The following is a 13,705-nucleotide window of genomic DNA, read 5'->3' as shown; positions in this document are numbered from 1 at the left end:
TACTACTTATATTTGTTTATGTTCTTTTACGACTGCATTACCCTTTTGATTAAAACTAGTATGATATTCTACAACACTAATTTCACAACCAGGGCCAATTGTAACATTGTTTCCTCTCACTACTTCAGCAATCGTATGTTCTAAATATATATCATCTCCTTCAACAATTGAAGTTTGGAGGTTTCCAACATGACTAGTAAAAGGAAAAAATCTCGCTTTTTTACGAATAGTAATTTTTTTACCACCAATTTCTCTTACCTTACTTCCTTCATAACGAAGTGAGATTTGAATGTTTTCAGCATTTAGTAATCCATCACTTTCAAGACCACCAGTTAATGATAAATTTTCTACTTCAATATCTTCCTTCACATTTAAAGCACCTTTTACATCGACAAAATCACCTGAAAACTTTCCTGCAATATCTATCATACCTCTAACTTTTGTTTTTTCAATATGTGCATCGCCATGAATTTGTGTATTACCATATACTTTTACATATTCCGCATCTACATTTCCTTGTACTTCGCTATCTCCATACACAATATAATTTTTCACTTTCATATCACCGCGTACATCACTCGTGCCATACGTTTTAAATTCATTACAACTCATAGCATTCGTAATTGTTCCTTCACCGCGAATCTTCACTTTATTATAATCTCCGCCTGCTGAATTACCGGAACCATTTACTGTGAGACTATGTGGATGTTCCATATTACTTACTCCCTCCCATTAAACCTGCTTAATTTCTTTTACATTTGCGCTTTTATCAACAGTAAGCATACCTGTATATTCAATGAGTTCAATCTCACAGTTCGGTCCTACTGTAACATTATTTCCTCTTACCGTTCTTATGTGAGCATAATCAATATCGATATTGTCACCTTCAAGCAGCTCAGCTTCTAACTGCAAGCCAAATACTGTTTTAAATAGCCTACTAAATGTACCTGATCTATGTCTTACTTTAATCGTTTGACCACCAATTTCTTTCGCTCGACATGTACCGTGAATATTAATATTTATTTCATCGGCGCTTAATAACCCACCAATTGTAAATTGTCCTTCTGAAGAAAAAGTATCCACTTCACAATTACCATCAATTGTCGCTTGACCATTGACTTTAAATTCTTCGCCAGTGACATTTCCACCTATCGTACTTTTTCCTGCAATTTTCAAACTGTTTGCTTTCCCATCAATTCGCATCTTTTCTGCAAGTACTGTACCATCGACTTTACCTGATCCACTAATTCTTGCATTGCTACTTTTTAAGTTTCCAGTAACGGCACCGTAACCATTACATTCAAATTGCTCACATTCAACATTCCCATTCACAGTTCCTTTTCCGTTTAATTGCACTTTATGAAACTCGCCACCATTCGATGAACCGTAACCATTTATAATCAAATTATCTGTACGCATACTTTCTCCTCCACTACAACAATTTAGTTTTTAATGCTTCGGTATATTTCATAATCGCTTCGCGTAAAACGATTTTAGTGCCTTTTTCAAAAATTAAATCTTCCACGTTTGAAACTAAGAAACATGTAGAAATCCCTAACTTTCGGACAATGATTAAGTCACACGTTTTATGTTTAATTGCTTCATAATTTTCACGTAAAACTTGCAAGACCATTTTTCCTTCTTCTAAACTAATCTCTCCCGATTGTAGTAATTCTTCTAACATGTACACATAAAGAATATCTACAAATTGAAACTCTGTTGTTTTATTCGTTTGTTCTATGAAGAATTGTAGAACTGGCTCTGATGCAATCCCTTTACGTAAAATGTCTTCCTTTGTTAAAAGAATTTCTCTCACACTCGGTGAAAACATATTCGCTAGTTCATCAAGTGATAGATCCTCTTTCATCGTTTGGATTTTATCAATTCGCTCTAAAATCTTTTCTTTCGGAAAAAATGTCTCCTGACCCGTGAATGTAGACTTTCGTACAAACCAATCTTCCGGTATTAAATTTTTTCTTTTCCACCTATATAACTGTCCGTATGAAATACCAGTAAGTTCTAATAAATCTTTTTTTGAAATTAAATCTGTACTCAACTGTATAACACTCCTTCCTGATAACAATGTAACATAACACTGTTACGCTGTAAATAGACTTTTATCACAAGTATCGTAACAATGTGTAAAACAAACCTATTTTACATACAAAAAAGGTCCTTACACATCTAATGAAAATGCATAAGAACCTTTATATATCAAGGTTTAAACCATATTTTATAAAAATCAATCCACCCTTGTGAATTAATCATTATATTTTGTACTTTTTCGTGAGAAGTTATTTGTTGTTTGTTACGATATAAAGGAATAACTTGAATTTGACGTAACAAAGTGTCTTCAATATCGCGTAACAGTGTAACTCTTTTCTCTACTTGTTCTTGTTTAAAATAAGGGGCCAATGATTTATGAAAGTCCATTCTGCTTTGCCCATAAATAAAACTGTTTTTTGTAAGAAACATATATAGCAAACTATCTTCTATTCGTTCGCTAATTGTTGCGCTATCATGCATCATATCAGCCTTTTGTATCGTACTTATTTCTAACAGATCTTCTATTTCAAGAAAATTATTTTCTACAAGAATCCCGTACATCGCACACTCTTTTTGTATCCATTGTGCATCTTCAACGTGATCTCGTCCTGTAAATGTGTATAGTTGTAGCACTTCACTATGATATGTACTCCTTTTAATTAAACTTTCGATATCTTCTTCAATATCTACTATGCTTTCATTTGCTAATATTAGTTTCTTTGCCACTTCTCCACGTTCTCCGCCGAGTTCTTGAACGATTTTATCACCATGAATAATTTTATATAGTGCTTTACGAAACAGCTCATCTTGCATTGGCCCTTCTTTTACAAGATTACACGTTACATATGTCACATTCGATTCGAGCCGTGACAGTTCTTTATTAAGATTTTCTTTATCTTTATACTGCGCCTTTACTAATACGTCATATGTATTTACATTTTGCTCTATATTCAATAGTTCAATCCGGTCAAGAAAAGGTCTTTCACGATAATATAAATCATGCACTTCTAATGCAAATAAATGTGTATTCTTCTCTCGCAATATAAAAGGTCCTGTACCTATGAAGTTTCCCGCTTCATCTTCATTTACGATAGAACACTGTTCTGCACTTAGCATATGTAAAAATATCCCATTTTCTGTATGTAATTGAATTTCAACAACAAATTCATCCACTGCACGGAAACTTTCAACATGTTGTAACATCCATGCATGCGGGTTGTTTTCAGCTTTCATAAATCGTTTTAATGAATGTATAACATGATGTGCAGTAAGTCTTTTCCCATTATGAAGACGAACGCCTTTTCGTAAATAAAAAGTCCATACCTTTTCAGTATCATCATATTCCCATTGAAAAGCAAGCCTTGGTTCTATAGAGTTTGTTTCCTCATTTACATATACGAGTGTATCAAAAATATGTTTTACCATATGACATTCTGAACGCATTGTAGCGTAGACCGGATCTAATGCAATGTCTAAATTCATTTGAACCTGCAAACGAAGGACATCTCTTCTCCCTTCGGATGTCCTTTCTATTTTATGACCAAATATTGAATCTATCCAAACTTCATACTCTTTCTTTACTGACGGAAATTGTGAGCTGTAGCGCTCCACAAATGAAATTCCGCTTTTCACATCCCCTTTTCTCGTTATCTCTTTTCCTTTAGCTAAAATCAATGATATCGGTTGCTTTTGAAATATTAGTTTAGAACGATTGCCTCTCCCACGACCTGGAAACCAAACGATCCAATTTAACTCATCTAATTTTTTTATAATTAATTTACTATTACGCTCTGTACAAAATAATGTTTCGGATATATTTTGCACTGTTATTTCTAATTGTTCTCCTTCTTTTTTCCCTTTCCCATAGGTAATCCATAGCTCAATGTATTGATCTAAAATAAACATCATACTCCCCCTAAAAGGTGAAAAATATCCCCTATTCTTTCTACCCTTTTTCCAATTCTCCTTTCATCTTATCATTTCAATATAGAAAGGAGGAAATAATATTGAATCATCTCTTATTACGTTACAATAAACCAATTATCATTAGACTGTGCGGTGAATTATTAACTCGAACAACAGAATCAATGTTAGCTATTATTATGATTATTTATGTTAATAAGATGCTACACGGCAATATTATGATGACTATGCTTATTTTCGGGTTACAACCGCTTTCGGACATTATATTTACACTTATTGCAGGAAGAGTCACTGATAAATATGGACGAAAGAAAATTATGTTACTCGGCTTATTGCTACAAAGCGTTGCAATCGGTAGCTTCATCTTTGCTCAATCCGTTTTTATATTTGCTTTGTTATATGTCATAAATGGGATTGGCCGTTCCTTATATATTCCTGCTCAACGTGCACAAATAGCTGATTTAACAAAACCTGGGCAGCAAGCAGAAATCTTCTCTCTTCTGCAAACGATGGGAGCAATAGGTACTCTAATCGGCCCTTTAGTTGGTACTATTTTTTATAAGACACACCCTGAATATGTATTTATGGTGCAAAGCACTGCACTTATAGTATATGCACTCGTTGTTTGGACGCAGCTTCCAGAAACCGCTCCGGCAATGACAACACCAACGCAAAAGCTTGAAAGATCATCCCCAAAACATTTTGTACGCAAACATTACGCCGTATTTGGACTTATGGTTTCTACACTTCCTATTAGCTTTTTTTATGCACAAACTGAGACGAATTATCTTATTTTCGTGAAACATACTTTTACGGATTTCGAACTCATACTCGTTTTTATTTCAACATGCAAAGCTATTATGGAAATCTTTCTGCAAGTTTTCCTCGTGAAATGGTCTGAACGATTTTCCATGGCGAAAATCATCATTATTTCTTATGCCTGCTATACAGTAGCTGCACTTGGCTACGGGCTTTCAGCAACAATCGCGTCACTATTTTTCACAATACTCTTTTTAGTCATCGGTGGAAGCATTGCTTTAAACCATTTACTTCGATTTGTTTCAGAAATCGCTCCTTCAGATAAACGTGGATTATATTTTTCAATTTACGGGTTACATTGGGATATATCCCGAACGTGCGGTCCTGTACTTGGTGCCGTTTTATTAAGTAAACTAAACGGCAGTATGCTATTTTATATTTGTGCTTGTTTCTTAATAATTGGGGGCATTATTCAAGCTCTTTTTGTTCAAAATTTAGAGCGTAATAAAATAAAAAAAGACATTTCAGAGCAAACTCCTCATGTTTTATAGGCTGCTTTCCTCATCCTTTTAACAGTAAAAAGAAGGCTATCACAAAAGTCTTGATGACCTTGGTGATAGCCTTCTTTATTACCCTGCCATTTTATTTATACTATCCTCTGGCGAAAATACCGAAATATGATTTACCTTACCAGTCGATTTTGGAATGATAAATTTTAACTCAAACTGATTGTTTACTTTATATACATATATTTTATCTTCACCATTTACTTTAACTGAGTTTGGTTTTCCTAATGCCTTTTCAATTTCTTGTAATGTAATTAACTTTAGCTCTGCATGATAGGAGCGTACATCAAAAACTTGTGATCCTTTATTAAAACCGAAGGAAACATTTTTACTTGTAAAGGTTGCGTACATTCCGTTTCCTGCTTGCTCCGTTTTATCAGCTTTCCCCCACGCTTTTTCTATTTCTTCAATATCTCCTGTATGAGCTGCGAACGGAACATTAGGTACTTTTCCTTCTTTCGCTAATTCAAATAATTCTTTAATGTGGTTAATTGATTTTTGATTTATTACTGTATCTTTCGGGCGTGAGTCAGTGTCTGATTTTGTTGATCCTTCATTATTTGATTTTGCATCAGGCTCTTTCTTTTCTTCAGAAGAATTATTCTGTTTGTTTTCACTATTTTCCGAGATCGGGTTTGTTTCCTTTTTTTCATCTGTTCCTTTACATGCGGCTAATGCAAATAGGCATGTAAAAGTGAGAAATAACATAGTAATCTTTACATATACTTTCATACATTTCAGCCCCCTATTAAATCCTGTTCATTTCGATAACCAATCCATTACACTACTTTTCAAATTTTGATTGCTCCAAAAAGTCAGTGCCTCACTCTCTCCAAAAGCTTGTACAATATATGTTACAAAAGCTGTTCCTAAAAAGTAACCGAGTCGGTTATATCCGAAATAGTTTCCTCCTGATAAACGGAACCATTCTTTCTCTTTTTCAGCCGTCCATCCGTCAACATAATCTTGTAAAAAACGTTTCTTTATTTTCTCTTCATTTTCTTTATAATATTGTAGCCATGGATCACCATCACTATTATATGAATAGTAAACAGACTCATTTAAATTGTTAACAATTTTTTTTGATAAATAAGTTGCAACACCTTCACGATACAAATTAACTGTCGCATCGGTCCACTCGGCTTTCCCCCAGTCCATTCCATCATTTTGTAACATAACATTATGATATATGTGTCCTATTTCGTGAGCGACAATAACGCGAAGATGATTTGAATCTGGAGATAATTTTTCTGCCGCAAAAAATATGTCTCCAATAATCTCCCTTTCTACAAATGCATTAGAGCCAAAAGCTCCAACAAATAAATGAAATTTCATATTTACATCAAAGTTAAATTTGTTATGATATTCATTCGTTATCTCTTGAATAATGTTTGGTAATGATTCTGCAATGATACGTATATCTTCTATTTTTGTGGGATATAGGTTAATGGCATTAGAGAGACGTTCTTTCGTTTTAGGACAATGAAACTTAAAGTATTCTTCAAATATCTCTGGATGCGAAGTGAAGTATTGATTGAGGACTGCTAATTCTACGTCGATGCTTTCCCATAATTTTAAAAAACTTGGAATTGTATTGTTTATCATCGTATCCATCTCCTTATTTATACCTTCTCTTCTCAGTGATTATATCCTCTATCTATATAAAACATGCTGTCACAAAGCTCCATGAAACAGAAAAAACCAGCAGGAAGTGATTACTCTTTTCCTACTGGTTGAAATAAAATTAAACGGTAAATCTTAACTTCTTAAAAAATGTAGCGATAGCGCTTTTTACAGTTTCAAAATTATAAGCAAATGCATTATCTCCACTTAATGATGAAATACATGTTAAACCTGCAGCTTTAATAAAAGCTTTTACATCTACAAGCATAGAATTAGCCTCCATGAATTTAATTACAGTCATTATAACAGATGTTTTACGAATGAAACATGAAAGCAATCAATAATCCTACTTAATAAATAAAGTTCTATTATTAATTTATTTAGCTCACAGTACACAATTTCTATATAATATAAAAAAGCTGCCCAAAAAGGACAGCTTCAAATATGTATATTACACTTCGATTGACTTACCATCTTCAACAATATGATAAAGTAAGTGAGCTAAATGATGAATTGGGCCATACTCTTCCTCTTCTTCATCTGTTTCACCTTGGAACTCAAGATCATTTAAGTACAGTGCTAAAAATTGATAGTATAGTTTTAAATCAAATCCGTAGCACGCAGTTGGCTCTTCATGATCGCCTTCGTATTGTAACATTAAGTATTGATCGTTTCCTTCTGCATCTTCTGCGTCAAAGAATACGAAGAATCCAACGTTTGTATCTAAATCAAATAGATGACGAGTGCCTTTTTCTGTTGCTTTGTTGAAGTCCTCTTCACTTAATTTATGTACTGTTGTCGCTTTAGCATTATCTTCTTGATGGAAATTTACTGTAAATGTTTTCAATGCTGACACCTCCTGATTGTATAATACTAGCATAACATATAAAAAGGACTGCTTACAAATGTAAACAGTCCCTACATTCATTTTCGCATTGCTCGTAATAAGAAGCTTACGATGAAAATTAAAATGATCGCACCGATTAAAGCTGGAATAATTGCATATCCGCCAATGACCGGACCAAAACTACCAAGTAATTTCGAACCAACCCAAGAACCGATAATACCAGCAATAATATTACCAATTACACCACCAGGTACGTCCTTTCCAGTAATTAAGCTCGCAAGCCATCCTAATATACCACCGACGATTAAAGACCAAATCATATAATAACCTCCTTTATATTTTACCAATCAAAATATAATTAGAAACAATTGCTTACCATTAGTTATGTTACATTTTTCAATAGTTATTCATACAGATCAACTATTAGTTTATTTCAAAATAATGAACGTCCAGTTTTTCGACTCGAGGTTGATGTTATTCGTAATACACATATTAAGGACAGTCAGGCTTCAATATTGTCCGCATAAACTCTTCTTTAAATGCAGGGTAGTTAAAACCAACCGCAATTCTTTGTATTGGCCGATCATCAAACCTTGTCGGCTCAGCTATTTTTCTAAAGTCAGCCACACTTTGTCCTCTTGTTACGTCATTTGTCGTACTAATCCAAACTGCAGATTTTTTATATTCAAAAATATCATCATTTATAAATGAAATGAACGGAAGTAAATCGTGAATCGGACTTCCAGCAATACCCGGGTATTCTTTTTTATAAAAGTTCTCATAATAAAAATCAATCATTGGTTTAATAAGCTTTGCCTGCCCTGTTCCTTCTTTATTAATAATATCCACCATTTGTGGAGTAATAAGGGCTCCTTGCGTTACATTTAACGGATAAATTGTCGCATTTTTTGCGTACTTCATTACAATATTTGCCGCGATTGGATCTCCATAAAAATTCGCTTCTGATACAGGAGTAACGTTACCAGGAAATAAAAAAGCACCACCCATAATATAATACGAACATACTTTATCCATGAGATTTGGATATATTAAAAATAATGTTGCCAATGTTGTTAATCGCCCTGTCGCTACGATAATAATATCTTCTGGACAAGGCTCAATTAATTTAATTAATTCACAAAAATTTTCCCGTTTACAAATCCTCATATCAGGTGGAATAATTGGTCCTAAACCGTGATCCCCATGAATTTCAGGAAAGAACAAAGGTTCTTCAGCTGTCATCGGTCTTGCTGCACCCTCAATGATTTTTACTTCTGTAGCATAGTATCTTTCTAAAAAATACACATTTTCCGTTACAATCTCTCGCGATACATTCCCATATTCCGCAACAATACCTATAATATCTAATTTACATGTTTTATTTGCATAAATTAACGCCACAGCATCGTCAATACCAAAGTCTCCAAAAAAGATGATTTTCTTATTTACTATCCTCACCCCTCTTCAGCATAATCTACTACTATTATTATGTGAAAAAGACAAGGCTGTGAAACAGTGCAAACTAAAAAAGCCGCCTATTTATTGGCGACTTCAATCTTTTTATAAGATAAATATGCTAGTACATTTTTACTTGAATCGTATTTTGGATTATTTCCTTTTTTCGGTTCTCTCATATGTGTCTTTTCAAATCCAGGAATATCCGGCATTTTCTCCATAAATTCCATCATTTCTTCTTCAGTTCCTTCAATGCGTACGCGAATCATTATTACATTTCCTCAATTCTCATTTTCTCTGTAATAAGTATAACGTACTTTAAAAAGACTGCAAGAAGTTTATCTTTTTAATGTCGAACTTTTTTTACATACAAACAATGCCATTTCAGTATAAAACGATTTAATTTTATTATTTTCATATTGAATATTAAAGAATTCTTGCATTTCAACCGATGTTTTCATCATACATTCTGTTAACTTCACGCGTTTCTGCACAGGTACATCCATCATATCGCACCACCAGTCAAATTCAAATTTCTTGTCAAAAGTAAGACATGACTGCATTTGCAAACCATTTCTTTCTAACAAGGTAATCCATTCTGTTTTTTTTAAAGCTCGTTCATGACTCGGATCTCGTTTTTTTTCTATAAAATTATAAAATGTATCAAATTCATTATTTTCCGGTGAAACATTATCTATTAAAATAAACAATCCATTATCTTCTAACGTCCGATTTACTTCATAAATAAACTGAGCTGGATTCGTAAAGTGATGTGCTGCAATTCGGCACGTAATTGTATCAAAAGAACTATTAGCAAACGGTAAACTTTCAGCATTTCCAGCGACAAAAGATACATTTTCATGTCCATTATTTATAATAAAGCTTTTCGCATTCTCTAACATTTTTTCTGTTAAGTCTAAGGCAACTACTTCTTGAAACAATGGAGCTAATACATTCGCAACATGTCCTCCGCCAGTAGCAATATCAAGAAGACGATTATTATGACGAGACTCAACTTGTTGAACTACATATTGTAAATCCGGTCCTTTAGCATGAATTTTACTTTTCACATACTTTTCCGCATTATTACCAAACTGTTGTTTTACAAGCTCTTCTTTACTCATTTTATCATCTTCTTTCTATTGTTATTTACATATAGAGTTCCTGTAATAATTAGAATTCTCTTTATGTATTTTCAAATCCTCTTTTCAGCTCACTTCTTAGCATTATGTTTATAATGTAATTTTACGTTTTATTACTAAACAAAAAAGGCTACGGGAACTTATCCCCTAACCTGACTAAATACCTATTACATTTTTACATTTTTACTTTTTCATATATATCTATATAATATAAATCCTCTTTCAATTTCATAATCACGTCTACTTCGTTATAAGTAGCCTCACGAGCATATAAACCAATTTGATCCATGCCAATCCATATTCATCTAGGTGTATGATAGAGAACATCTATATTAAAATACTCTAATTTACTAAGCTCCGATTTAATAAATTTATCTTTATTAGCGATTTGTTTATCTATTAAACCATATTCTTTTCCATTTTCCAATAGCGATATAATTTTCCCTACAATGGGATGTTCACGAACAATAAAGTGATATTCCTTTTCCTCCACATTCGCCACAATCAAACGAGAATCAGATAAATCAGACCCTAAATTCGACATCTTTATTTATTCACCTCCTTTATGAGTTTCACAAACATAATAACAAATGAATATTCAAATAAAATTAATATAATGTAAAAAATAAAAAAAGCTGACATCCCTTTAGAAATCAGCCTTTATATTTTGATCATCTTTATACTTTTACAAACTACTATAATGTTTCTTTTTCCTCATCATTTCCGGAAACTAAATTCCCAATAGCATCTGCTGTTACTTCCACCACAAATTCACAAATACCTGCTACTACTTCTCCAATCACTTCATCCATCTTTTTACCCCCTTATTTTATGTAACCTATTTGTAGTATAGAAGAGATTGGTTATTTTTAACTATCGGAAAACGTGACAACAACATTACAGTTTTGTAAGCTTTTTTATTTTGTTTAGCTTCTATCCTTTGAAACTTCAAGTATGATTCATATGCATATAGGTCATCATAATATTAAGTACATACTAATTTTGCTAGAGGAGGCGTGTAAAATTTACTACGTAAAATTAATTAAAGGTCAATCCTTCTATGCTTTTGATCATCGTTTCTTAATGTCTGAAGAAGAAGAGGTTTCCGAGAAAGTTTATAATTACTTACGTCGTAATGAATTTTTCGAAGTACGTAAAGAAGAATATTCTGCTTAATTACAAAAAGCATCTAGAAAAACATCACCTTATTGTGATATACTCTTGATGCTTTTTTGTGAGTTATCCCTTTTCAACAATTATTTTCGAATCTATTAAAATAATCTATTATTTGTCCAAGCTATCTCATCGCCATTTTCATATTTTAGTATATGAGGAGGTGACGAATATGACTCATATCATTGATTACCAAGCTACTCAACCTATAAGTAAAACTGGTGAAACAACTTTTGCAATCCCAACTTCTCCAAATAAAGCAATTCTAGCAAATTTGAAAGTAAGAATTTCAAGTAGAGATTCACGTAATAATCGAGTAGAATTAATCGCTACAATTGGTGTAGAAGGTATAACTGGGACTTCACAAGTTTTATTCCGAATTTTCCGTGATAATATTGAAATTTTTAATGCACAAGTAGGTATTGAATCTACAGATTCTGAACAATTCTACGTACAAACATTGCAAGCTATAGATCAAAACGTTAGCAGTGGAACACACGAATATTCATTAACTGTAGAAAACCTTACTAGTGGTGCAAGCGCAGAAGTTGTTGGTCCTCTATCTTTTAGCGCTTTAGCTATTGGACAAGAGCGTAAATGCTGCTAAGTGAATCTAATGTTTAATTTTGCTATTGAGAAAAGCGAGACGTAATTATACGTTCTTGCTTTTTTTATTTTTGCGATATTTGTCCCTACTTTCAGTTAATTTCCAATCATCTCGTATTTACATTTTGATGTGCTTATTTTATCAATTAACGAATCGTTTTTTTGACAAATCAAAAAAATTGAAATCCACTCATGAAACACGTAATATAGACTCTGACTCTAAAAAAGTTCGTTATAAATTATACATAAAATAAGGAGGTTTTATATACGAGTTTTTCATTTTAAAAGACGGAGAGGTTTTATATTATGTGGCGTAATAAAAATGTTTGGATTGTTTTAATTGGGGAGTTTATTGCTGGTTTAGGGTTATGGCTTGGTATTCTTGGCAATCTGGAATTTATGCAAAAGTATGTCCCTTCTGATTTCATGAAATCAGTTATATTATTTATCGGACTATTAGCAGGTGTTCTAGTAGGGCCTATGGCTGGTCGCATTATTGATCAGTATGAAAAGAAAAAAGTTCTTCTTTATGCCGGGTTTGGTCGTGTTATTAGTGTTATTTTTATGTTTTTCGCTATCCAATTTGAAAGTATAGCCTTTATGATTGCATTTATGGTTGCTCTTCAAATTTCAGCAGCATTTTATTTCCCTGCATTACAATCTGTAATCCCACTTATCGTACGTGAGCATGAGTTATTACAGATGAACGGTGTACATATGAATGTAGGTACAATCGCTCGTATTGCAGGTACTTCACTAGGTGGAATTCTTTTAGTTGTAATGAGTTTACAGTATATGTATGCCTTCTCAATGGCAGCGTACGCTTTATTATTCCTCTCAACTTTCTTCCTTCAATTCGAAGATAAGAAATCAACAACACCAAGCAAACAAGCTGCAAAAGATAATAGCTTTATGGAAGTATTTCGTATTTTAAAAGGAATTCCGATTGCTTTCACAGCACTTATATTAAGTATTATCCCTCTATTATTTATAGCTGGATTTAATTTAATGGTAATTAACATTAGCGAAATGCAACATGATCCAACGATTAAAGGATTTATATATACCATTGAAGGTATCGCATTTATGTTAGGTGCCTTCGTTATTAAACGTTTATCGGACCATTTCAAACCTGAAAAGTTACTATATTTCTTCGCAGTTTGTACCGCTTTTGCACATCTATCATTGTTCTTTAGCGATATAAAATGGATGTCTCTTACATCATTTGGTTTATTTGGTTTTAGTGTCGGTTGCTTCTTCCCTATTATGTCGACAATTTTCCAAACGAAAGTGGAAAAAAGTTATCACGGCCGTCTATTCTCATTCCGTAATATGTTTGAGAGAGTGATGTTCCAAATCGTTTTACTCGGTACTGGTTTCTTCTTAGATACAATTGGTTTACAGTACATGGTCTTAATTTTCGGCGTCATTTCATTATTAATTATTTTCATTTCTTTATCTAAACAGAAACAATATGAAAAACAGCCTTCGCAATCTGCGAATTTATAACATAAACAAAGACGCATGGATCCTATTAGATTAATCCATGCGTCTTTGTTATATAT

16 protein-coding genes and 1 pseudogene are annotated in these 13,705 nt (G+C 33.0%); 4 read left to right on the top strand and 13 right to left on the bottom strand.

The window, feature by feature from the left end; translation table 11 throughout:
• Positions 1 to 6: 6 nt before the first annotated feature.
• From DN390_RS23085 to DN390_RS23070, 4 genes are all read right to left on the bottom strand, one after another.
• Complete coding sequence (locus DN390_RS23085) at positions 7 to 714, bottom strand: cytoplasmic protein (protein WP_147808560.1); 708 nt, start codon at positions 712 to 714, stop codon at positions 7 to 9.
• Positions 715 to 732: 18 nt separating this feature from the next.
• Positions 733 to 1,419, bottom strand: coding sequence for a polymer-forming cytoskeletal protein (locus DN390_RS23080; RefSeq protein WP_147808559.1), 687 nt, complete (start codon positions 1,417 to 1,419; stop codon positions 733 to 735).
• A gap of 13 nt (positions 1,420 to 1,432) precedes the next feature.
• Complete coding sequence (locus tag DN390_RS23075; RefSeq protein WP_060631226.1) at positions 1,433 to 2,056, bottom strand: YhbD family protein; 624 nt, start codon at positions 2,054 to 2,056, stop codon at positions 1,433 to 1,435.
• Positions 2,057 to 2,214: 158 nt separating this feature from the next.
• Entirely contained in the window at positions 2,215 to 3,951 is a 1,737-nt protein-coding gene (locus DN390_RS23070) for an ABC transporter substrate-binding protein (protein WP_147808558.1), read from the bottom strand.
• A 101-nt stretch (positions 3,952 to 4,052) separates the two neighbouring features.
• On the opposite strand from DN390_RS23070, the gene DN390_RS23065 reads away from it, so the two are divergent.
• On the top strand, positions 4,053 to 5,279 hold the full coding sequence (locus tag DN390_RS23065) for an MDR family MFS transporter (protein ID WP_147808557.1): 1,227 nt from the start codon (positions 4,053 to 4,055) through the stop codon (positions 5,277 to 5,279).
• Between the two features lie 78 nt (positions 5,280 to 5,357).
• Here the strand turns inward: DN390_RS23065 and DN390_RS23060 are convergent, their stop codons facing one another.
• From DN390_RS23060 to DN390_RS23020, 9 genes and pseudogenes are all read right to left on the bottom strand, one after another.
• Positions 5,358 to 6,026: a YjgB family protein gene (locus tag DN390_RS23060; protein ID WP_147808556.1), complete on the bottom strand. Its 669-nt coding sequence runs from the start codon at positions 6,024 to 6,026 to the stop codon at positions 5,358 to 5,360.
• A 27-nt stretch (positions 6,027 to 6,053) separates the two neighbouring features.
• On the bottom strand, positions 6,054 to 6,899 hold the full coding sequence (locus DN390_RS23055) for an aminopeptidase (protein ID WP_147808555.1): 846 nt from the start codon (positions 6,897 to 6,899) through the stop codon (positions 6,054 to 6,056).
• Between the two features lie 139 nt (positions 6,900 to 7,038).
• Positions 7,039 to 7,185, bottom strand: a complete 147-nt coding sequence (locus tag DN390_RS23050) for a hypothetical protein (RefSeq protein ID WP_029442588.1) — start codon at positions 7,183 to 7,185, stop codon at positions 7,039 to 7,041.
• Between the two features lie 183 nt (positions 7,186 to 7,368).
• The gene (locus DN390_RS23045) at positions 7,369 to 7,764 is read right to left on the bottom strand and encodes a hypothetical protein (protein ID WP_000847587.1); all 396 of its coding nucleotides are present in this window, start codon (positions 7,762 to 7,764) and stop codon (positions 7,369 to 7,371) included.
• 77 nt (positions 7,765 to 7,841) lie between these two features.
• Positions 7,842 to 8,084, bottom strand: a complete 243-nt coding sequence (locus DN390_RS23040; RefSeq protein ID WP_000638306.1) for a GlsB/YeaQ/YmgE family stress response membrane protein — start codon at positions 8,082 to 8,084, stop codon at positions 7,842 to 7,844.
• Positions 8,085 to 8,256: 172 nt separating this feature from the next.
• Positions 8,257 to 9,222 (bottom strand): nucleoside hydrolase, encoded by a 966-nt coding sequence (locus DN390_RS23035; protein ID WP_147808554.1) that lies wholly within the window; start codon positions 9,220 to 9,222, stop codon positions 8,257 to 8,259.
• A 77-nt stretch (positions 9,223 to 9,299) separates the two neighbouring features.
• On the bottom strand, positions 9,300 to 9,488 hold the full coding sequence (locus DN390_RS23030; RefSeq protein ID WP_147808553.1) for a DUF3970 family protein: 189 nt from the start codon (positions 9,486 to 9,488) through the stop codon (positions 9,300 to 9,302).
• A 69-nt stretch (positions 9,489 to 9,557) separates the two neighbouring features.
• Positions 9,558 to 10,343, bottom strand: coding sequence for a class I SAM-dependent methyltransferase (locus DN390_RS23025; RefSeq protein ID WP_060631233.1), 786 nt, complete (start codon positions 10,341 to 10,343; stop codon positions 9,558 to 9,560).
• Between the two features lie 193 nt (positions 10,344 to 10,536).
• Positions 10,537 to 10,905 (bottom strand): annotated as a pseudogene (locus tag DN390_RS23020) (hypothetical protein).
• Positions 10,906 to 11,384: 479 nt separating this feature from the next.
• Between DN390_RS23020 and DN390_RS23015 the strand changes: the two are divergent.
• The 3 genes from DN390_RS23015 (at position 11,385) to DN390_RS23005 (ending at position 13,649) form a co-directional block, all read left to right on the top strand.
• Positions 11,385 to 11,537, top strand: coding sequence for a YqbF domain-containing protein (locus tag DN390_RS23015; RefSeq protein WP_071680000.1), 153 nt, complete (start codon positions 11,385 to 11,387; stop codon positions 11,535 to 11,537).
• Between the two features lie 169 nt (positions 11,538 to 11,706).
• On the top strand, positions 11,707 to 12,141 hold the full coding sequence (gene exsC, locus DN390_RS23010; protein ID WP_060631235.1) for an exosporium protein ExsC: 435 nt from the start codon (positions 11,707 to 11,709) through the stop codon (positions 12,139 to 12,141).
• Between the two features lie 305 nt (positions 12,142 to 12,446).
• Complete coding sequence (locus DN390_RS23005) at positions 12,447 to 13,649, top strand: MFS transporter (protein WP_000269246.1); 1,203 nt, start codon at positions 12,447 to 12,449, stop codon at positions 13,647 to 13,649.
• Positions 13,650 to 13,705: the final 56 nt, after the last annotated feature.

Source organism: Bacillus sp. SH7-1 (assembly GCF_008042405.1).
Taxonomy (GTDB): domain Bacteria; phylum Bacillota; class Bacilli; order Bacillales; family Bacillaceae_G; genus Bacillus_A; species Bacillus_A thuringiensis_N.
The sequence above is the reverse complement of the archived record's forward strand: the minus strand, read 5'-3'. Positions and strand labels throughout refer to the sequence as shown.